Raw genomic sequence first — 16,260 nt, forward strand, 5'->3', positions numbered from 1 at the left:
TCAAGAAAAAACGTGAAAACCAGTTTCATTCTTGAACTCTTCTATATATTATTATCTATTTGAATGTCTTGACATCTCCATCATAAGTCGCCCAATCTTTGCTGAAAAAGCGTTCATTCAGATGGTAAGTCGGAGCTGGCGTGGGATTGGATAGGAAAGGATCAACTGCCTTATCAAAAGCAAGCCAACCCAACCAACCTAGGTGAATGGTATCCTTAACAAAATAAGGATCCCCTCCATTTTTTGAAAAGTCAGCAATATTAGTGAAACCTTGACTTTCTAATTGGTAACGAATTTTCTCCACTGCATGCTGGTACATATCTTCTCTGAGCCCTGTGTAGTCCATCCATTTCTTATTGACAGGCTGGATGACAAAGAGGACATTAACTTTCGATTTTGCAAATTGATTGAGAACCAACTGTAAATCATTATATTCAGATGATTTTAGGAAACTGTAATTCTTTTGATACCCTTCCCATTTTTTCAAATCCTTCTTAACCTCTCTCGTATAGAAATGATTTTCCATCCCCATATCATTATTGGTCGTATTGGCTTCTGCATCCTTTCGAGCAATTTTTTCTAACTCTTGGTAAGAAAATTGATCTGGAAGATCTTTTAAATAATTTTCCACATGTTCCTTATATTTGAGTTTTCCTCTAATGGAGAACTGACCAAATAGAGAAGCCTGTCTCTCATTGAATCGGGCAAAAATATTAATAGCAACCTGATCAACCTCTGATAATTCTTCACCCTTTGACAGTTTTTGAACAATGCCTTTTAATGCAACATTAGGATTCTGCTTTAACAATCGAATAGCCGCATGCTTTGCAGCAGTGTCACCAGATTGATTTTCCAGAAAAGCTGTCAATTGGTCACTGTTAAAAAATCTCTGAAACGCTGCGGGTTCATAATCAGCCTCCGTAAACCACTGAGGCGAAATTACAAATACTGCCTGCTTATCCTCTATTTCTGGCAAAATTTGCTGTAGGCCAAAATATTGATTTAGAGAGGCTGCTCCTGCTTGACCTAAAAAGTAAGGACGATAGGGACGATGGTATTTCTCGGCTAAAACAGCTGGATGGACACTATCAAATCGAATCCATTCACTGGACCCTAGAAAAGGAATAAAACGCATATTTGGATCTGTAAGAGCCCTTACTTTTTGGCTTCTCTCTTTAAAACTCTCTACACTAACAGAAGCCGCCGAATATTTCTCCTCCGTCAGATTATGGCTTGTTGTACTTGGATAAAAAAAGATGAGTAGAAGAACCAAAAATCCAGCTATGAAGATAGGCCCAAAGATTAACCATAAGCGTTTAAGCATTTTGTAGCTCCACAATACCAGCTATGATTTTATTGGCTGTATTCCAGTCGTCGCGACCAAACTCTGTTACAGGGACACGAATGTCAAAACGGTTTTCAATCTCCACAATCAACTCAACCGTTCCCATACTATCCAAGACACCTGCGTCAAAAAGATCTTCATCCATCATGTTAGAAACATCTTCCATAAACAACTCATCAATAATTTCGATAACTTCTGATTTGATATCCATATTTTATTTCCTTTATTTTTTAAACCATAAATCATTCAAAAATCCAGAAAAGATCAAGAATGACAGCATGACGACATGGAAGGTGATAACCATGCCAAGCAACTGAATCCAGCGATTCTCAGGTAGATCAGGCTTCCCTGCTTTTTTCCGTTCCTTATTGAGCGTTTTTTTCTTGCGAATCCAAGCATCATTGATGACCAAGCCTAATCCATGAAAGAGGCCATAGGCGATGTAATACCAAGTTACACCATGCCAAAATCCCATAACCAGCATATTTACAATATAGGCCACACTTGAGGTTACATTACGATTCTTAAAGACCTTCTTTCTAGTCAGTACCATCACCATTCGCATAAAGACAAAGTCACGGAACCAGAAAGAGAGACTCATGTGCCAGCGATTCCAAAATTCCTTTAAATCCCTTGATAAAAAAGGCTTATTAAAGTTGACAGGGCTACGAATTCCCATCAAATTTGAAATGGCCAAGGCAAACATAGAGTAGCCTGCAAAGTCAAAGAATAGCTCCAGACCAAAGGTATACATGACTGCCAAGGCATAGTGGTTAAAGAAACCACCTGACTGCAAGGCTAGATTCTTTAGAGGAGGGAGTAAGGTTTCTCCTAAAACATGAGCTAGGATAAACTTATACAAAAATCCCCACATGATATAGCGAACAGATTCATCCAGCATATCCATCAACTCATCTCGCTCAGGAATGGTCTGATAATTTTCATTAAACCGCTTAAAGCGATCGATTGGCCCGCTTGAAAAAGTCGGCATGAAGAGTAGGAAGCGGAAGAATTCCCAGAGGCTAAAATCCTTAATCACTCCATCTCTCAGCTCGATGATAATCCCAACCGAACGAAAGGTCAGGTAAGAAATTCCCAAAAATCCAAGCAAAGACTGCGTTCCATTGATAGCTGGCTGCACCTTGACAAAGATAATCGGCAGTAGGGACAGAAAACTAACTAGGTAGAAAACCCACTTACCATCCTTACTTTTTCGATAGTGCTTATAGAAAAGCAAGAGCAATATTTCCCAGCACAGATAAATGCCCAAGGCAGCCAATTGATTAGTCTTCCCACCTACCAGCATGGTAACGATAAAGAAGAGACTAACCAATACCTCGTACCAGGCAAAGCGTTTCTTGAAAAAGAGGCCGATAAAGATGGGCAAGGTTGCAGCAATCACATAGACAAAATACTGAGGATTGCCGTATGGCTCTAAATGAGGAAGCTGTTTAAAAAACTCCATCATCTCCTATTTACCTCATTAATCAATCCTTTGATATCAATTTTTCCATTTGGAGTCAGTGGCAAACTGTCTCGATAAAGGAATTTGGACGGCATCATATAAGACATCATAATATCTGTCAAGTCTTCCTTAATGGCCTTGGTAATATCGATATCACGCTCAAACTGCTCACGAACACCATCTTTTAAGATGACATAGGCTAGAAGATTTTGCACCTTGTGGTCTTTATTATAGCGCGGTACTGCAACAGCAGACTCGATAAAGCGAGACTTATTGAGGTTTTGAGAGACATCTTCTAACTCAATGCGGTAACCGTTGAACTTAATCTGGAAGTCCATGCGTCCGCCGTAGAGAAGCAAGCCTTCATCTGTCATGGTTCCCACATCACCTGTGTGATAGGCTGGCAGACCTTCAAACTCAAAGAAGGCTTCTGCTGTTTTTTCAGGATTATTCATATAACCTTTTGAGACGGCCGGTCCTGAAACAATGATTTCTCCCTGTTCACCATTTGGCAGTTTATTTCCTTCCTCGTCAATGATAAAGGTTGGAGAATCAGCCTTGGTATAGCCAATTGGTAGACGTTTGAGATTCGCTAGCATCTCATCTGTCACGGCAACTGCTGACAGGGCCACTGTCGCTTCTGTTGGGCCATAAGCATTGATAATACGGGCATTTGGGAAACGTTCGCGCAGTTTTTGAGCCGTTTTAACCGTCAATTCTTCACCATCAAAGTAGAAATGCGTGATGCCAGGCATTTTCTCGCTATTAAAGTCTTCTGACAACATAGCCATATCCGCAAAAGAAGGCGTTGAAGTCCAGATAGCGATTGGCAATGAAAAAATGGTCGCAAAGAGTTGCTTAAAGTCCTGAGTAATAGCTGAAGGAAGGGCAAAAAGCGTACCTCCCAGTGCCAAGGTCGGCGCCCAGTACATGACGGACAGGTCAAAAGAATAAGGTGGCTGAGCCAGCATTTGCGGACGACTTGGCGTCGCAAATTCCTTATCCGTAATCATCCAGTTGGTAAAACTGAGGAGGTTATCATGGGAAATCTGCACTCCCTTTGGCTTACCAGTCGTACCAGAAGTAAAGATAATGTAGTAGTTATCATCACCCTTGACTGGATGCGTAATCTCATAACTAGTCCCTTGAGCAAAGGCTTCTTGAACCTGAGCTAGATTCATTATCGGTGTAGAAGCCTGCTCCAATGGAAAGTCTGAAATAGCAATAATCAAGCTTGGCTCTGCTACTTCTAAAATAGCCGAAACTCGCTCCAAGGCTGAATGGCTGTCAATGGGAATGTAGGCATGTCCTGACTTAGTCAGCGCTACAAAAGTTGCCAACATTTCATATTCTTGGCCACCAAAAACAACCACAGGAGACTTCTCTGGTAAATCCAGTTGGTCGATGGCTGCAGCTAAACTATCCGAATCAGCCTTCAAATCTCCATAAGTGTGTTCCTGCCCCAAAACATTGTAAACAGGATAGCTAGGCTGTGTCTGAGCAAAATGCTCAATGGTTTCAATCATATCTACGATTGCTTTATTTGACATAATAAGGATTCTCCTTCAAGTTAAAATTCATTATAGATAAAGCTTCCTTGACCCTGACCAAGATAGCTAAAGAAGTAAAGCAGCCCTAGAAAGATAAGAAAATACAAGGCTGTCCGACCAAGAAATATGTACAATTCTTTTCTCTGTTTCATCAAGAAAAACCATTCATTTCTGTAATTTTCCGCTAAAATAAAATCAATTTCTTACTAATTTATTTTTCTGCTATTATACCACTTTATAGACTAGTTTTTCAATTGTTTACCCGTCTATTTTCACTACGTTCCAGTAACATTAATTTGTTCCATATGATTCTTTCTAATGATAGCTTAAATGCTTTTCAGTATGGATTATATGGGGAGCTACAACAAAGTAGGCTCCATACTACCTATAGAGGGTTTTCCCACTATAAATATTATAGAGCCTTATCTTATGTCTCACTTTATCGATGCAGTTCCCTTTATCTAGAGATTTTTATAGTATGTAATCCTAGAATTCACTATAGATAAATTCTTGAATGTTCGAAAAATCGGTCACAAAACAATAAATCACGATGCTTAAGATAACCGTATAGAAAAATAGCGTCCACAAGATTAAACGGTGTGTGTTAGTTATCTTGGTTTGCAAATTTGTAAAGTTCTTTTTCAACTTCCATCCATCCTTTCACTCCAACGTGCATCACATCAAATAAAAAGTAATCATCATACTCTCTGTTTCCATAGTTTAGTACTGTTGCACCATGGCTTTTTGCAACATCTTCTATTTTTTTGTAAGTTTTTTCCCGCATCTCTCTTGAAACACCTGTGTAGTCATTCCATTTACCATTTACTGGGAAAATAATGACCTCAACTTCAATGCCCAATTCCTTGGCAACTGTCAAGAAGAGTTCCATATCTGAATACTCTGGTGACTCGAGGTAGCTCAAATCTTTATTAGAATTCTTCAGCGATGTATAACGATCTTTTAAATAGGTATTGTAGTAGTTATTATCAACAGCATAATCATTATTGTCTGTTTTCTTTTTGACCTCTTCTACAAACTGACTCGTCATTTTCTCCCAATCATAGTCTGGGGTTTTATCCCCTAGTGAAGGATAAGCTGATTTGGCATGTTTTTGATAAAAAGTCTGTTTGAGTTTAAAGGAATAAATCGCGTTATCGAACTCTAATAGTTTTTTATCAACAATCGTTCCTTTCTCATCTATGAAATAACTTTTGTATTTTTTGTAGATGTCATTTTGTTGCTTGTTCCCCTTGGTAATTTCGATAATGCGATTGATTAGTTTTTCTTTCGTTTCCTTACTAATCTTATCATTACCTAGCATATGGAAAATATGTTCCTGAGAAGCCTTATTCAAAAAGGCATCTTGATGAGTCCCATCTTTTTCAAACCACTGAACCGACTCTATTATAGCCACTTTTCGCTTAGTCATAGATCCTTCAATTGAGCCCAAGGTCGTAGCCTGAATGATGTTTTGTGAATAGCTGGTTCCAATCTGCATGATATTAAAATCGTTGTAGTTAAAAATTTTATTGGGATGATAGTCTTCATTTATCGTTGCAACCAACTCAGATGACCCCAATAAAACCAATGTATTGGGAGTGATATTGCTTGTTAAAATATCTCTACTTTTATACTTTTCATACGAAGTGCTATAGCGAATACTATTATCCTTTACTTTATAATAATCATCAATCTTCTTGACGTATGTCACATTTAAAAGCGCAAGCGTCGCAATTACGAGCACAAGCGATAGCAAAAATGCTTTTAGTTTAATCATCTAGTTTTATCCTATCCCTTCGATCCGTCCAATCTCTTTTCAAGTTCTTATCTCTTTAAAATCGTAAGTAAGATTTTATAGGGTTCACCTGAAAAGATAAAGAAACCAATCATAACCAAATTCATGGTCACAAACCAACTCAGTAGCTTATACCAATCTTTATTTTTATTTTTCTTATAAAAATTGCTTTTCTTTTGATACACTTCAAATCCAGCCATCAAGACACCGTGATAAAAACCATAAACAATGTAGCTAACACTAAGGCCATGCCAAAAACCCATGACCAACATATTGACCATATAGGCATAGGTTGCATTGTGTAGTCTATTTTTAAACCATTTTTTCCTGATAACCTGCATCAATACTCTTGAAAATACAAAATCTCTCAACCAGGTCGACAAGGTGATATGCCATCTGGTCCAGAAATCCTTAATATCGACACTCAAGAAAGGTTTGTTAAAGTTCATCGGTGTCTGAATACCTAGAATGTTGCTACTTCCAACGGCCATTAGACTATAGCCTGCAAAGTCGAAGAACAGATACAAGGTATAGAGGTACATATACTTGATTGAGTAAACGACTGTGCCAGTATTATTTAGAGCGAGTAACATCTGATAAACATAGGTTGATAAAACAACCTTGTAGAGAAGGCCTAGAACGATACGATACACACCGTCCCCTGCTAACTCTAGATACTCTTTTCGAGGCATGACCTCGTTTATCTCTTTTAAAAATCTCCTACTCCGATCAATCGGACCAGCACTAACTGTAGGGAAAAAAAGTAAAAATTGCAGGTAGTCTTTTATGCTAATCTTTTCTTTAATCAAGCCATCCGATATCTCCAGCATGATCTGAATGGTCTTAAAGGACATGTAAGAAATGCCAATAAAGGCCAACAAATGCAGAGAAGTCAGGGCAAAGATTTTATTGATCACCAAAGGAAAAATAGAAAGGAAAACCAGAGGTTTCAGCCGCTTTGTTTCTATCCTCTGTGCTATGAAAACCAGAAAATATTGATAAGTTACAAAGGAGATTAAATAGACAATCATTGCTCTACTCTTGCCATAAATAGCTCCTGCAAATAAGAGGGAGAGCACCAAAATATAGTAGTCCTTACGTTTTTCAAAAAAGTTTACCACAAAACCAATCAGTAAAACTACAAACAAAAGAAGGAAAAACTCATTCCCCTCGAAATAATTCATACCAGCCAAACTCCTTTTTTCTTTTTCTCATCTCATGATTTATCTTTTTAAGATTAGTTCCTATCATATTACCAAAGATAGTTAACTTTATTCATTATATCATAATTTAAAAACTAAAAATACTTCTGTTATTTTATTTCTTAAAATAAAAAATCCAACTGACTCTTAGTACTGAACCCCAATAATGAGACAAAATTATTCACACAATAAATAAAATTCAAGAACAAAAAATTGATGAAGGGACCAGTGAAGAATTCTGCCTTTTTAGCTGAAATAGTAATCAGCACCAGTATATAAACTTAAAAAATCAAAACGACCAAAATGAAGTGAGAAAGTGCTCCTTATTTTAGTCGTTTTTGTAAGTTATGTTTATTGAGGTATGAATAATTGAGTTTTAATATCTTAGAAAAGCGAGAATACAAGCACGGCCAAGGCTGCACCGATAACAGGTCCCACAACAGGAATCCAGGCATAAGACCAGTCTCCGTCTCCCTTGTTTGAAATTGGAAGGATACTGTGCATGATACGAGGTCCAAGGTCACGCGCAGGGTTCAAGGCATAACCTGTTGTCCCGCCTAGTGATAGACCGATACCGACAATCAACGTTCCCACTGCAAAGGTTCCGATTCCTGCTTGAAGATCATAAAGTCCCAGAGCAAAGATTGTTAATACCAATACAAAAGTTCCTAGGATTTCACTAATCAAGTTTGATACAGTATCTTTGATAGCTGGTCCTGTGCTGAAAGTAGCCAAAATATTTCCTGCATTTTCTTCTGCCTCATAATGCGGCTTGAATTGCAACCAAACCAAAATCTGACCGAGCATAGCCCCTGCGAACTGAGCTAGGATATAAGGGAAAACGGAAGCCCAAGGCAAACCACCTTTCAAGGCCACACCAATCGTCACAGCTGGGTTTAAATGAGCTGGACTGAGCTTGCCAGATACAAATACTGCAACCGCAACTGCAATCCCCCAGCCCATAGTAATCACAATCCAACCTGCATTGTTGCTCTTGGTTTTAGGAAGAACCACACCAGCAACAACACCATTTCCTAGAAGAATCAGGATTAAAGTTCCTAGAAATTCTCCAAATAATTCATTCATCATCTTTCTGTCTCCATTAAAAAGAAGGGGCGGGCGACAAGGAGTCCTGCCCTCCACCTCTTTGATTTTTTCTTAATTTTTTAATTCTGCTAAATCGTTGTTAGCGAGAGCCGCTTCGACATCCGCACGGTAGCCTGCTTTCTCTTCTTCTGACCAATCATAGAATCGTCCCATTTCATCCAAAACTGGCTCAACGATGCTATCCAAACTATCACGCATAAAGAGCATATGGTTGGTACGACGAAGCAGGAAGTCAACCGGGCTAAGAGCCAACTCGTTGCGCATTGCATAGTGAAGTGACAAAGTGTCTGCCAAACTGAGTCCTGGCGCTTGTTCCAAACTATGAGCAAGAGCAAAGACTTTCGGTGCATTTGAACCGTAAAGATTTGCTAGGTAATGAGCTTCCTTGCTATCCAAGCCACGTGACACTCCAAGTTGCGCAAAGGCTTCGATTTCTGAGTCCACATTTGCTGGGTTCAATTCCCCACCTGAAACAGGGTATGTCTTAGAATTGATCAGTTTAAAGCTACGGTCAAATTCTGCTTTGAGGATGTCAACCACGCGCTCCATAGCTCCTTCAGCCATCTTACGGTAGTCTGTGATTTTACCACCAGCAAGGGTCAAGAGACCATTATCGTCTCGGTCCAAGCTAGAACCACGAGAAACTGCAGATGGGTCCAAATGTTTCTCAGAGGTACTGCTTTCAAGCTTGCTAACAGCAGCCTCTACATCTTCACGCGTTTTTTCTTTAGAGAGGTAAGACTCAACAGTCGCAATCAAGTTGTTAAAGCTTTCATCGCTGATGGTTCCGTTATTTCCTCCATTGTAGTCAGAAGCGCTATTGCCTGCGATCAATGGACGAAGACCAGCCCAGCTGCTTTCGATATCATCAATGGTGATGTTTGCTTCTGGGAAGCGGTTGTTGACAATGCCAAGCAGGTAATCTACATCTTCCTGAGTCACTTTTGGATGTTCCAAATCACCTGTGTAGTCAGTATCAGTTGTACCAAAGTAAGTCTTGTTTTCACGTGGAAGTACAAAGACCATACGACCGTCACCCAAACCTGTATCAAAGTAAACTGGCTGTGAAACCTTGATTTTGCTTGAATCCACTACCAAGTGCACTCCCTTAGTTGGACGCATTTGTGAAAATTGTGTTCCCTTATTAGACAAATTACGCACCTTGTCGCTCCAAGGACCTGTTGTGTTGATCACCAGACGAGCCTTGATTTCAAAGACTTGGTCTGTCAACAAATCACGAGCTACGACACCTGTAATCTTGCCACTTTCGTCAAAGAGGAAGCCTTCTGCTTTAACATGGTTGGCAATGAGGGCACCGTCTTGATTGGCACGTTTGATGTTTTCAATCACGAGACGCGCATCGTTGTTACGGAAGTCAAGGTAAACCCCACCTCCTACCAAACCTTCTTTCTTCAAGTTTGGCTGGCGTTCCAAGACTTCTTCCTTGCTCAAGACCTTGTTAGCAGCTGGGGTGTTGTTAACTCCTGCCAAAAGGTCATACAAGTCCATGGCTACTTTGAGACGGAAGAGGCTAAAGGTCGCTCCATCTTCATCGTAAACTGGTAAGAGCATTGGGTCTGGTTTCGGAATGTGTGGTGCGATTTGTTGAACCACTGCACGTTCAGAAACCGTATCTGATACCACTTCTACGTCGAATTGTTTGAGGTAACGAAGACCTCCGTGAACTAATTTTGTTGAACGACTGGATGTTCCTTCTGCGAAGTCCTGCATTTCAATCAAACCAGTATCTAGACCACTAGCTGCCGCCTGCAAGGCTACACCAGCACCAGTGATCCCTCCACCGATAATCAATAGGTCCAAGGTACGTTCCTGCATTTTTTGAATTGATAATTCACGTGTTTTCTTTGAAAATTCCATTTTTACACACTTTCTAACTGAGTCGCTTTATTCTTCCAGTATTAGTCGTCTACTTCCGCAAAGACTTGGGTTGCTTTTACAGCCTTCTTCCAGCCCTTGTAGAGTTGTTCCTTGCGAGATTCGTTCATAGATGGCTCGAAGAGCTCTCCTGTCTCGTTCAAGAGTTTCAACTCATCCAAGTCTTTCCAGTAACCTACTGACAAACCTGCTAGGAAGGCTGCCCCTAGCGCTGTTGTTTCCAAGTTTTTGGCGCGTGCGATATCGATTCCCAAAATATCAGCTTGGAATTGCATGAGGAAATTGTTCATAGCTGCACCACCATCTACCTTCAAGACTTGGATAGCTGTCTGCGCATCCACTTGCATCGTATCGATGATATCACGGACTTGATAAGCGATAGATTGAAGAGTTGCCTTGATAAAGTCTTCTTTAGTTGTTCCACGAGTCAAGCCAAAGACAGAACCGCGGGCATTTTGGTTCCAGTATGGAGCTCCTAGACCTGTAAAGGCTGGAACGACATAAACTTCATCGTTGTTGTGAGAATCACGAGCGTATTTTTCAGATTCTGGTGAATTTTCGACCATGCGAAGACCGTCACGAAGCCACTGAATGGCACTACCTGCGATGAAGATAGAACCTTCCAAGGCATAGTAAACCTTGCCATTGATACCGTAACCAATGGTTGTCAAAAGATTGTTCTCAGACAACTGCATCTCTTCCCCAGTATTCATGATGATGAAAGAACCTGTTCCATAAGTATTTTTAACCATACCAGGTTCAAAGGCCAACTGTCCAAAGAGGGCTGCCTGTTGGTCCCCAGCCATACCTGAGATTGGCACTTCTCCACCGTAGAAATGGAATGGAGCTGTCTTACCGTAGATTTCAGAGTTAGAACGAACTTCTGGAAGCATAGCCTTGGGAATGTTGAGGATTTCCAAAATTTCATCATCCCACTTGAGTTCCTTAATATTATAAAGCATGGTACGGGCTGCATTTGAGTAGTCCGTCACGTGAGCCGCACCGTCAGTCAATTTCCAAACCAACCAAGTATCGATGGTACCAAAGAGCAATTCCCCTTTTTCTGCTCGCTCTTGAGCGCCTTCTACATGATCCAAAATCCAACGAACCTTAGTCGCTGAGAAGTAAGCATCGATGATCAAACCAGTCTTTTCATGGAATTTTTCCACATAACCTTGGTTTTTTAGTTGCTCAGCTAAAGGGGCTGTTTGGCGAGACTGCCAAACGATAGCGTTGTAGATAGGGAGCCCTGTTTTCTTATCCCAGACAACAGTTGTTTCACGTTGGTTGGTAATTCCGATTGCTTCGATTTGACTTGGCTTGACACCACTTTCGATGAAAGCACCCGCAATAACTGACTGGACTGAGTTCCAAATTTCATTGGCATTGTGCTCTACCCAACCTGCCTGAGGGAAAATCTGGGTAAACTCTTTTTGACTCGAGCTGACCTTTTCTCCTTTTTTGTTGAAAATAATGGCACGAGAGCTTGTAGTCCCCTGGTCAATGGCCATGATGTATTTTTCTTGTGACATGTGCTGTCCTCCTGATAAAGATCTTGAGGATGTTTCCTCTTTACACTTACTAGTATACAAAATAAAGCGCTTTCCTGCTTATCAACTTTTTTTAATTTTTTAAAAAATGTGAGGAGATTGTGTGAATTTCACAAAAAAGACCTGGAACGACCAAGCCTTTTAAGTGAATAATAACTGACGAATAGCCGCCAAATCTTCCATATCCAAGTCATTTTTTAAATAATAGACTGGTGCTTGTTCCTTCTTATGAATCGGGTTATTGGTAACCAGCAAATCATAATGTCGAGTTCGGTCATAGGCTTCAATGGTAATAAAACGATTGTATTCCAAATATCGTTTCAAAATGGCTGCCATCCTTGAAAAGACAAGAAAACCAGATGTCAAATCCAGACCAATCCGCATATGCTGACCACCATTTTCAGCCATATATTCCATCAACTGGAGCCATTCCCAGAGAATTTTCTTATCCAAATCCGTTCCCTGATGAAAGGCAGATAAAGCATGAAAAATCTCTTCTGCTGTCTCTTTAAAATCATGTTCCATCAGCAAATAAGGATGACGATTCTCTAACTGGTACTTGTAGCGATCCTGTAAAATATAGCCCTTATAGAGATAGACTTGAGCACAAAGCTGACTAAGTTCATAGGTGACATGGTCCTCTGTATAATCCCCCAGCAACTCCTCCTTCTTCATTTCTTGAATCAATTGCGTCAGCAAATCTACCAACTGCCCTCCAAATCCAAGAATATACTCCATAGTATGAAGAGGAAGAATACGATGAGATAGGAGGAAAGAGAAGAAAATCATCATCTCCCCATCCTCAGTTCCTAGAGGGATATGTTGTCCAGCGAAAAATGACGGAGCCTTTCGATGCAAACGAAGGTAGAAAATATTGTCAAAATACCCTCGCATTTTCTCTTCTATGACTTGAAACTGACAGGCATTAACCCGAAGACGTTGTTGACTGATATGAGACCAGAGAACCAAATCCAATTTCTGACCCGAAGACAAGCTCGCACCGCAGATCTCTTCTAAAGTGGCAATCTCCTGCTTTCTCTCTGGTTTCTGCATGTGACCTTCCCATTCCTGACTGGACCAAACCTTGCGAAAAAGACAGAAATAGAAATAGCGAATCTGATGCTCTGGACCTCGCCAACGACCATTTTGGATGGATAAGTCAAACTCTGACAAAATATGATTCAAGCTAGCTAAGTGACGACCAAGTGTAGCCTCGCTAATCATCAATTCTTGAGCCAGCTGATGGGCTAAAAACTGTTGGTGGTAGAGAAGATAGACCAAAATCTGGTATTTAACAGCATTCTCCAAAAATAAGCTTCGGATATCTCTTCCCTTGGTAGTTGCACCGATCGATAGACGCAGATTTTCATCTTCTAAGGAGATGTTTAGCTCTAAACCACTGTCCGAAGCCTTATCATTGAGCAGGGTGACATATTTGGTTAGGGTTGCTTTTGAAAATCCTGTTTCCTCCATTACAGCCTTGACAGTCGTCTGAGACTCTTGTAATAGAAAGGAAAGGATTGAAAATTGGCCAGATTCAGCCTTTTCCATCAAATCTCCTAAATACATTTGTTACCCCTTTCATTTTCTACCTTAAGCATAGCATAAATCTTACAAATGCTGAAATAATCTGTTTCTCTTTTTATTTTCATGCTGATTTCCTGGTCCATTATCCTGAAAATCAGCAAACACACGGCTCCCCCTTTGGGCATTTTTATGCTAAAATAGTAGCTATGGATAAAATTATTAAAACTATATCAGAAAGCGGAGCCTTTCGTGCTTTTGTCCTTGACAGCACAGAAACAGTCCGCACTGCTCAAGAAAAACACCAAACCCAAGCTAGCTCAACTGTAGCACTTGGTCGAACTCTTATCGCTAGCCAGATTCTCGCAGCCAATGAAAAAGGCAATACCAAACTAACAGTGAAGGTACTGGGATCTAGCTCTCTAGGTGCTATCATCACCGTTGCTGATACCAAGGGGAACGTCAAAGGCTATGTTCAAAATCCTGGTGTTGACATCAAAAAGACTGCAACTGGTGAAGTCCTAGTCGGACCTTTTGTCGGCAATGGCCAATTCCTCGTTATCACAGACTACGGTACTGGAAATCCTTACAACTCTATGACTCCCCTCATTTCTGGGGAAATCGGTGAAGACCTTGCCTTTTACCTGACTGAAAGCCAACAAACGCCTTCTGCAGTCGGCCTCAATGTCCTTTTGGACGAGGAAGACAAGGTCAAGGTTGCGGGTGGTTTCCTAGTTCAGGTCTTGCCGGGAGCCAAGGAAGAAGAGATTGCTCGCTTTGAAAAACGCATCCAAGAAATGCCAGCTATCTCAACCCTTCTGGAAAGCGACGACCATATCGAAGCCCTCCTCAAGGCAATCTACGGTGACGAGGCTTATAAGCGTCTTTCTGAAGAAGAAATCCGTTTCCAATGTGACTGTAGCCATGAGCGCTTTATGAACGCTCTTGCCAGCCTTCCAAGTTCAGACCTACAGGAAATGAAAGAGGAAGACCATGGGGCAGAAATCACTTGTCAATTCTGCCAAACAACTTATAACTTTGATGAAAACGACCTGGAGGAACTCATTCGTGACAAATCTTAATACACCCTTTATGATTGGCAATGTTGAGATTCCCAATCGTACCGTTTTAGCACCCATGGCTGGCGTGACTAACTCAGCCTTTCGTACTATCGCAAAAGAGCTCGGAGCTGGACTCGTTGTCATGGAAATGGTCTCTGACAAGGGAATCCAATACAACAATGAAAAAACCCTGCATATGCTTCATATCGATGAAGGCGAAAACCCTGTCTCTATCCAACTATTTGGTAGTGATGAAGACAGCCTAGCACGCGCAGCAGAATTCATCCAAGAAAACACCAAAACCGATATTGTTGATATCAACATGGGCTGCCCAGTTAACAAAATCGTGAAGAACGAAGCTGGCGCTATGTGGCTCAAGGATCCAGATAAGATTTACTCTATCATCAACAAGGTCCAATCTGTCCTTGATATCCCCCTTACTGTCAAAATGCGTACAGGCTGGGCTGACCCGTCTCTTGCAGTAGAAAATGCCCTCGCTGCTGAAGCTGCAGGCGTTTCTGCCCTCGCCATGCATGGTCGTACCCGTGAGCAAATGTATACAGGTCACGCAGACCTTGAGACCCTTCACAAGGTCGCTCAAGCTTTGACCAAGATTCCATTTATCGCTAACGGTGACATCCGTACGGTCCAAGAAGCCAAACAACGCATCGAAGAAGTTGGTGCTGACGCTGTCATGATTGGACGAGCTGCTATGGGCAATCCTTACCTCTTCAACCAAATCAACCATTACTTTGAAACAGGAGAAATCCTGCCTGATTTGACCTTTGAAGATAAGATGAAAATCGCCTACGAACACTTGAAACGCTTGATTAATCTCAAGGGAGAAAATGTTGCAGTACGTGAATTCCGAGGACTCGCTCCTCACTACCTCCGTGGAACATCTGGTGCTGCCAAACTTCGTGGAGCCATTTCACAAGCTAGCACCCTAGCAGAGATTGAAGCCCTCTTACAATTGGATAAGGCTTAAAATGGTTCATACTGCTCTACTGATTATCGATATGCAAAAAGCATTTAATAGACCTATCTGGGGAGAACGGAACAACCCTCAAGCTGAACAACAAGCATTGAGGGTACTGGCGTACTTTCGTAAACACGCTCTTCCAGTCTTACATGTTCAACACATATCTGACAATCCCCAGTCGCAATTTCATAACAAACAAAATCAGGTGTTTAAAAGTGGATTTGAACCGATCACCTCAGAACCTGTCTTTCAAAAAACGGTTAATAGCGCCTTTATTGGAACAAATCTTGAAACATATTTACGAAAAAAACAGATTTGTCATTTAGTCGTTGTTGGTTTGACTCTGCCTCATTGTATATCCACTACGACACGAATGGCAGCAAATCTTGGTTTTGAAGTCACTTTACTAGCAGATGCCACTGCCAGTTTTACCCTATCTAACAAAAACGGTCAGACCATCTCTCCTGAGACTATCCATGAGATTAATCTCCTTTCTCTACAAGATGAGTTTGCTCAAATTCTTACTACAGAAGAATTTTTAACCCAAGTACAAGTATAAAATAATCCGTCAACTCTTATTGAGCTGACGGATTTTGAATGCAGTAATGCAGTGAACCGAAACACAAATAGATAAATTTGGACCTTATACTCTTCGAAAATCTCTTCAAACCACGTCAGCATCGCCTTACCGTAGGTATGGTTACTGACTTCGTCAGTTCTATCCACAACCTCAAAACAGTGTTTTGAGCTGACTTCGTCAGTTCTATCTACAACCTCAAAGCA

The 16,260-nt window shown here is 40.8% G+C and carries 14 protein-coding genes; 3 read left to right on the plus strand and 11 right to left on the minus strand.

Annotation, left to right across the window (positions count from 1 at the left end; all coding sequences use genetic code 11):
• Window positions 1-55 precede the first annotated feature (55 nt).
• The 11 genes from dltD (O3616_RS01340) to O3616_RS01390 form a co-directional block, all read right to left on the minus strand.
• The gene (dltD, locus tag O3616_RS01340) at window positions 56-1,324 is read right to left on the minus strand and encodes a D-alanyl-lipoteichoic acid biosynthesis protein DltD (protein WP_049491172.1); all 1,269 of its coding nucleotides are present in this window, start codon (window positions 1,322-1,324) and stop codon (window positions 56-58) included.
• Entirely contained in the window at window positions 1,317-1,556 is a 240-nt protein-coding gene (dltC, locus tag O3616_RS01345; RefSeq protein ID WP_125408918.1) for a D-alanine--poly(phosphoribitol) ligase subunit DltC, read from the minus strand. The genes dltD (O3616_RS01340) and dltC overlap by 8 nt, the downstream gene beginning before the upstream one ends.
• 12 nt (window positions 1,557-1,568) lie before the next feature.
• Entirely contained in the window at window positions 1,569-2,813 is a 1,245-nt protein-coding gene (gene dltB, locus O3616_RS01350) for a D-alanyl-lipoteichoic acid biosynthesis protein DltB (RefSeq protein WP_371637879.1), read from the minus strand.
• A complete protein-coding gene (dltA, locus tag O3616_RS01355; protein WP_371637880.1) occupies window positions 2,810-4,360 on the minus strand; it encodes a D-alanine--poly(phosphoribitol) ligase subunit DltA in 1,551 nt (516 codons plus the stop codon). The genes dltB (O3616_RS01350) and dltA overlap by 4 nt, the downstream gene beginning before the upstream one ends.
• A gap of 20 nt (window positions 4,361-4,380) precedes the next feature.
• On the minus strand, window positions 4,381-4,512 hold the full coding sequence (locus O3616_RS01360) for a teichoic acid D-Ala incorporation-associated protein DltX (RefSeq protein ID WP_033682482.1): 132 nt from the start codon (window positions 4,510-4,512) through the stop codon (window positions 4,381-4,383).
• A 452-nt stretch (window positions 4,513-4,964) separates the two neighbouring features.
• Window positions 4,965-6,137 (minus strand): D-alanyl-lipoteichoic acid biosynthesis protein DltD, encoded by a 1,173-nt coding sequence (gene dltD, locus O3616_RS01365; protein ID WP_371637881.1) that lies wholly within the window; start codon window positions 6,135-6,137, stop codon window positions 4,965-4,967.
• A gap of 47 nt (window positions 6,138-6,184) precedes the next feature.
• Window positions 6,185-7,339 carry a D-alanyl-lipoteichoic acid biosynthesis protein DltB gene (gene dltB / locus O3616_RS01370; RefSeq protein ID WP_094752996.1) on the minus strand — a complete coding sequence of 385 codons (1,155 nt, stop codon included), beginning with the start codon at window positions 7,337-7,339 and terminating at the stop codon, window positions 6,185-6,187.
• 402 nt (window positions 7,340-7,741) lie between these two features.
• Window positions 7,742-8,446: an MIP/aquaporin family protein gene (locus O3616_RS01375; protein ID WP_049491164.1), complete on the minus strand. Its 705-nt coding sequence runs from the start codon at window positions 8,444-8,446 to the stop codon at window positions 7,742-7,744.
• A gap of 69 nt (window positions 8,447-8,515) precedes the next feature.
• Complete coding sequence (glpO, locus tag O3616_RS01380) at window positions 8,516-10,342, minus strand: type 1 glycerol-3-phosphate oxidase (protein ID WP_033678724.1); 1,827 nt, start codon at window positions 10,340-10,342, stop codon at window positions 8,516-8,518.
• Between the two features lie 41 nt (window positions 10,343-10,383).
• Window positions 10,384-11,892, minus strand: coding sequence for a glycerol kinase GlpK (gene glpK, locus O3616_RS01385; RefSeq protein WP_060627350.1), 1,509 nt, complete (start codon window positions 11,890-11,892; stop codon window positions 10,384-10,386).
• 159 nt (window positions 11,893-12,051) lie between these two features.
• On the minus strand, window positions 12,052-13,479 hold the full coding sequence (locus O3616_RS01390; protein ID WP_371637882.1) for a helix-turn-helix domain-containing protein: 1,428 nt from the start codon (window positions 13,477-13,479) through the stop codon (window positions 12,052-12,054).
• A gap of 164 nt (window positions 13,480-13,643) precedes the next feature.
• On the opposite strand from O3616_RS01390, the gene hslO reads away from it, so the two are divergent.
• From hslO to O3616_RS01405, 3 genes are read left to right on the plus strand one after another with little or no spacing between them, the layout of a single operon-like run.
• Window positions 13,644-14,516 (plus strand): Hsp33 family molecular chaperone HslO, encoded by an 873-nt coding sequence (gene hslO, locus O3616_RS01395; protein ID WP_031227923.1) that lies wholly within the window; start codon window positions 13,644-13,646, stop codon window positions 14,514-14,516.
• Entirely contained in the window at window positions 14,503-15,483 is a 981-nt protein-coding gene (gene dusB, locus O3616_RS01400; protein ID WP_000183308.1) for a tRNA dihydrouridine synthase DusB, read from the plus strand. The genes hslO and dusB overlap by 14 nt, the downstream gene beginning before the upstream one ends.
• A 1-nt stretch (window position 15,484) precedes the next feature.
• On the plus strand, window positions 15,485-16,036 hold the full coding sequence (locus O3616_RS01405) for a cysteine hydrolase family protein (RefSeq protein ID WP_033689549.1): 552 nt from the start codon (window positions 15,485-15,487) through the stop codon (window positions 16,034-16,036).
• Window positions 16,037-16,260: the final 224 nt, after the last annotated feature.

The sequence above is a fragment of the Streptococcus sp. 27098_8_86 genome (assembly GCF_041432595.1).
Classification (GTDB): Bacteria; Bacillota; Bacilli; order Lactobacillales; family Streptococcaceae; genus Streptococcus; species Streptococcus pneumoniae_F.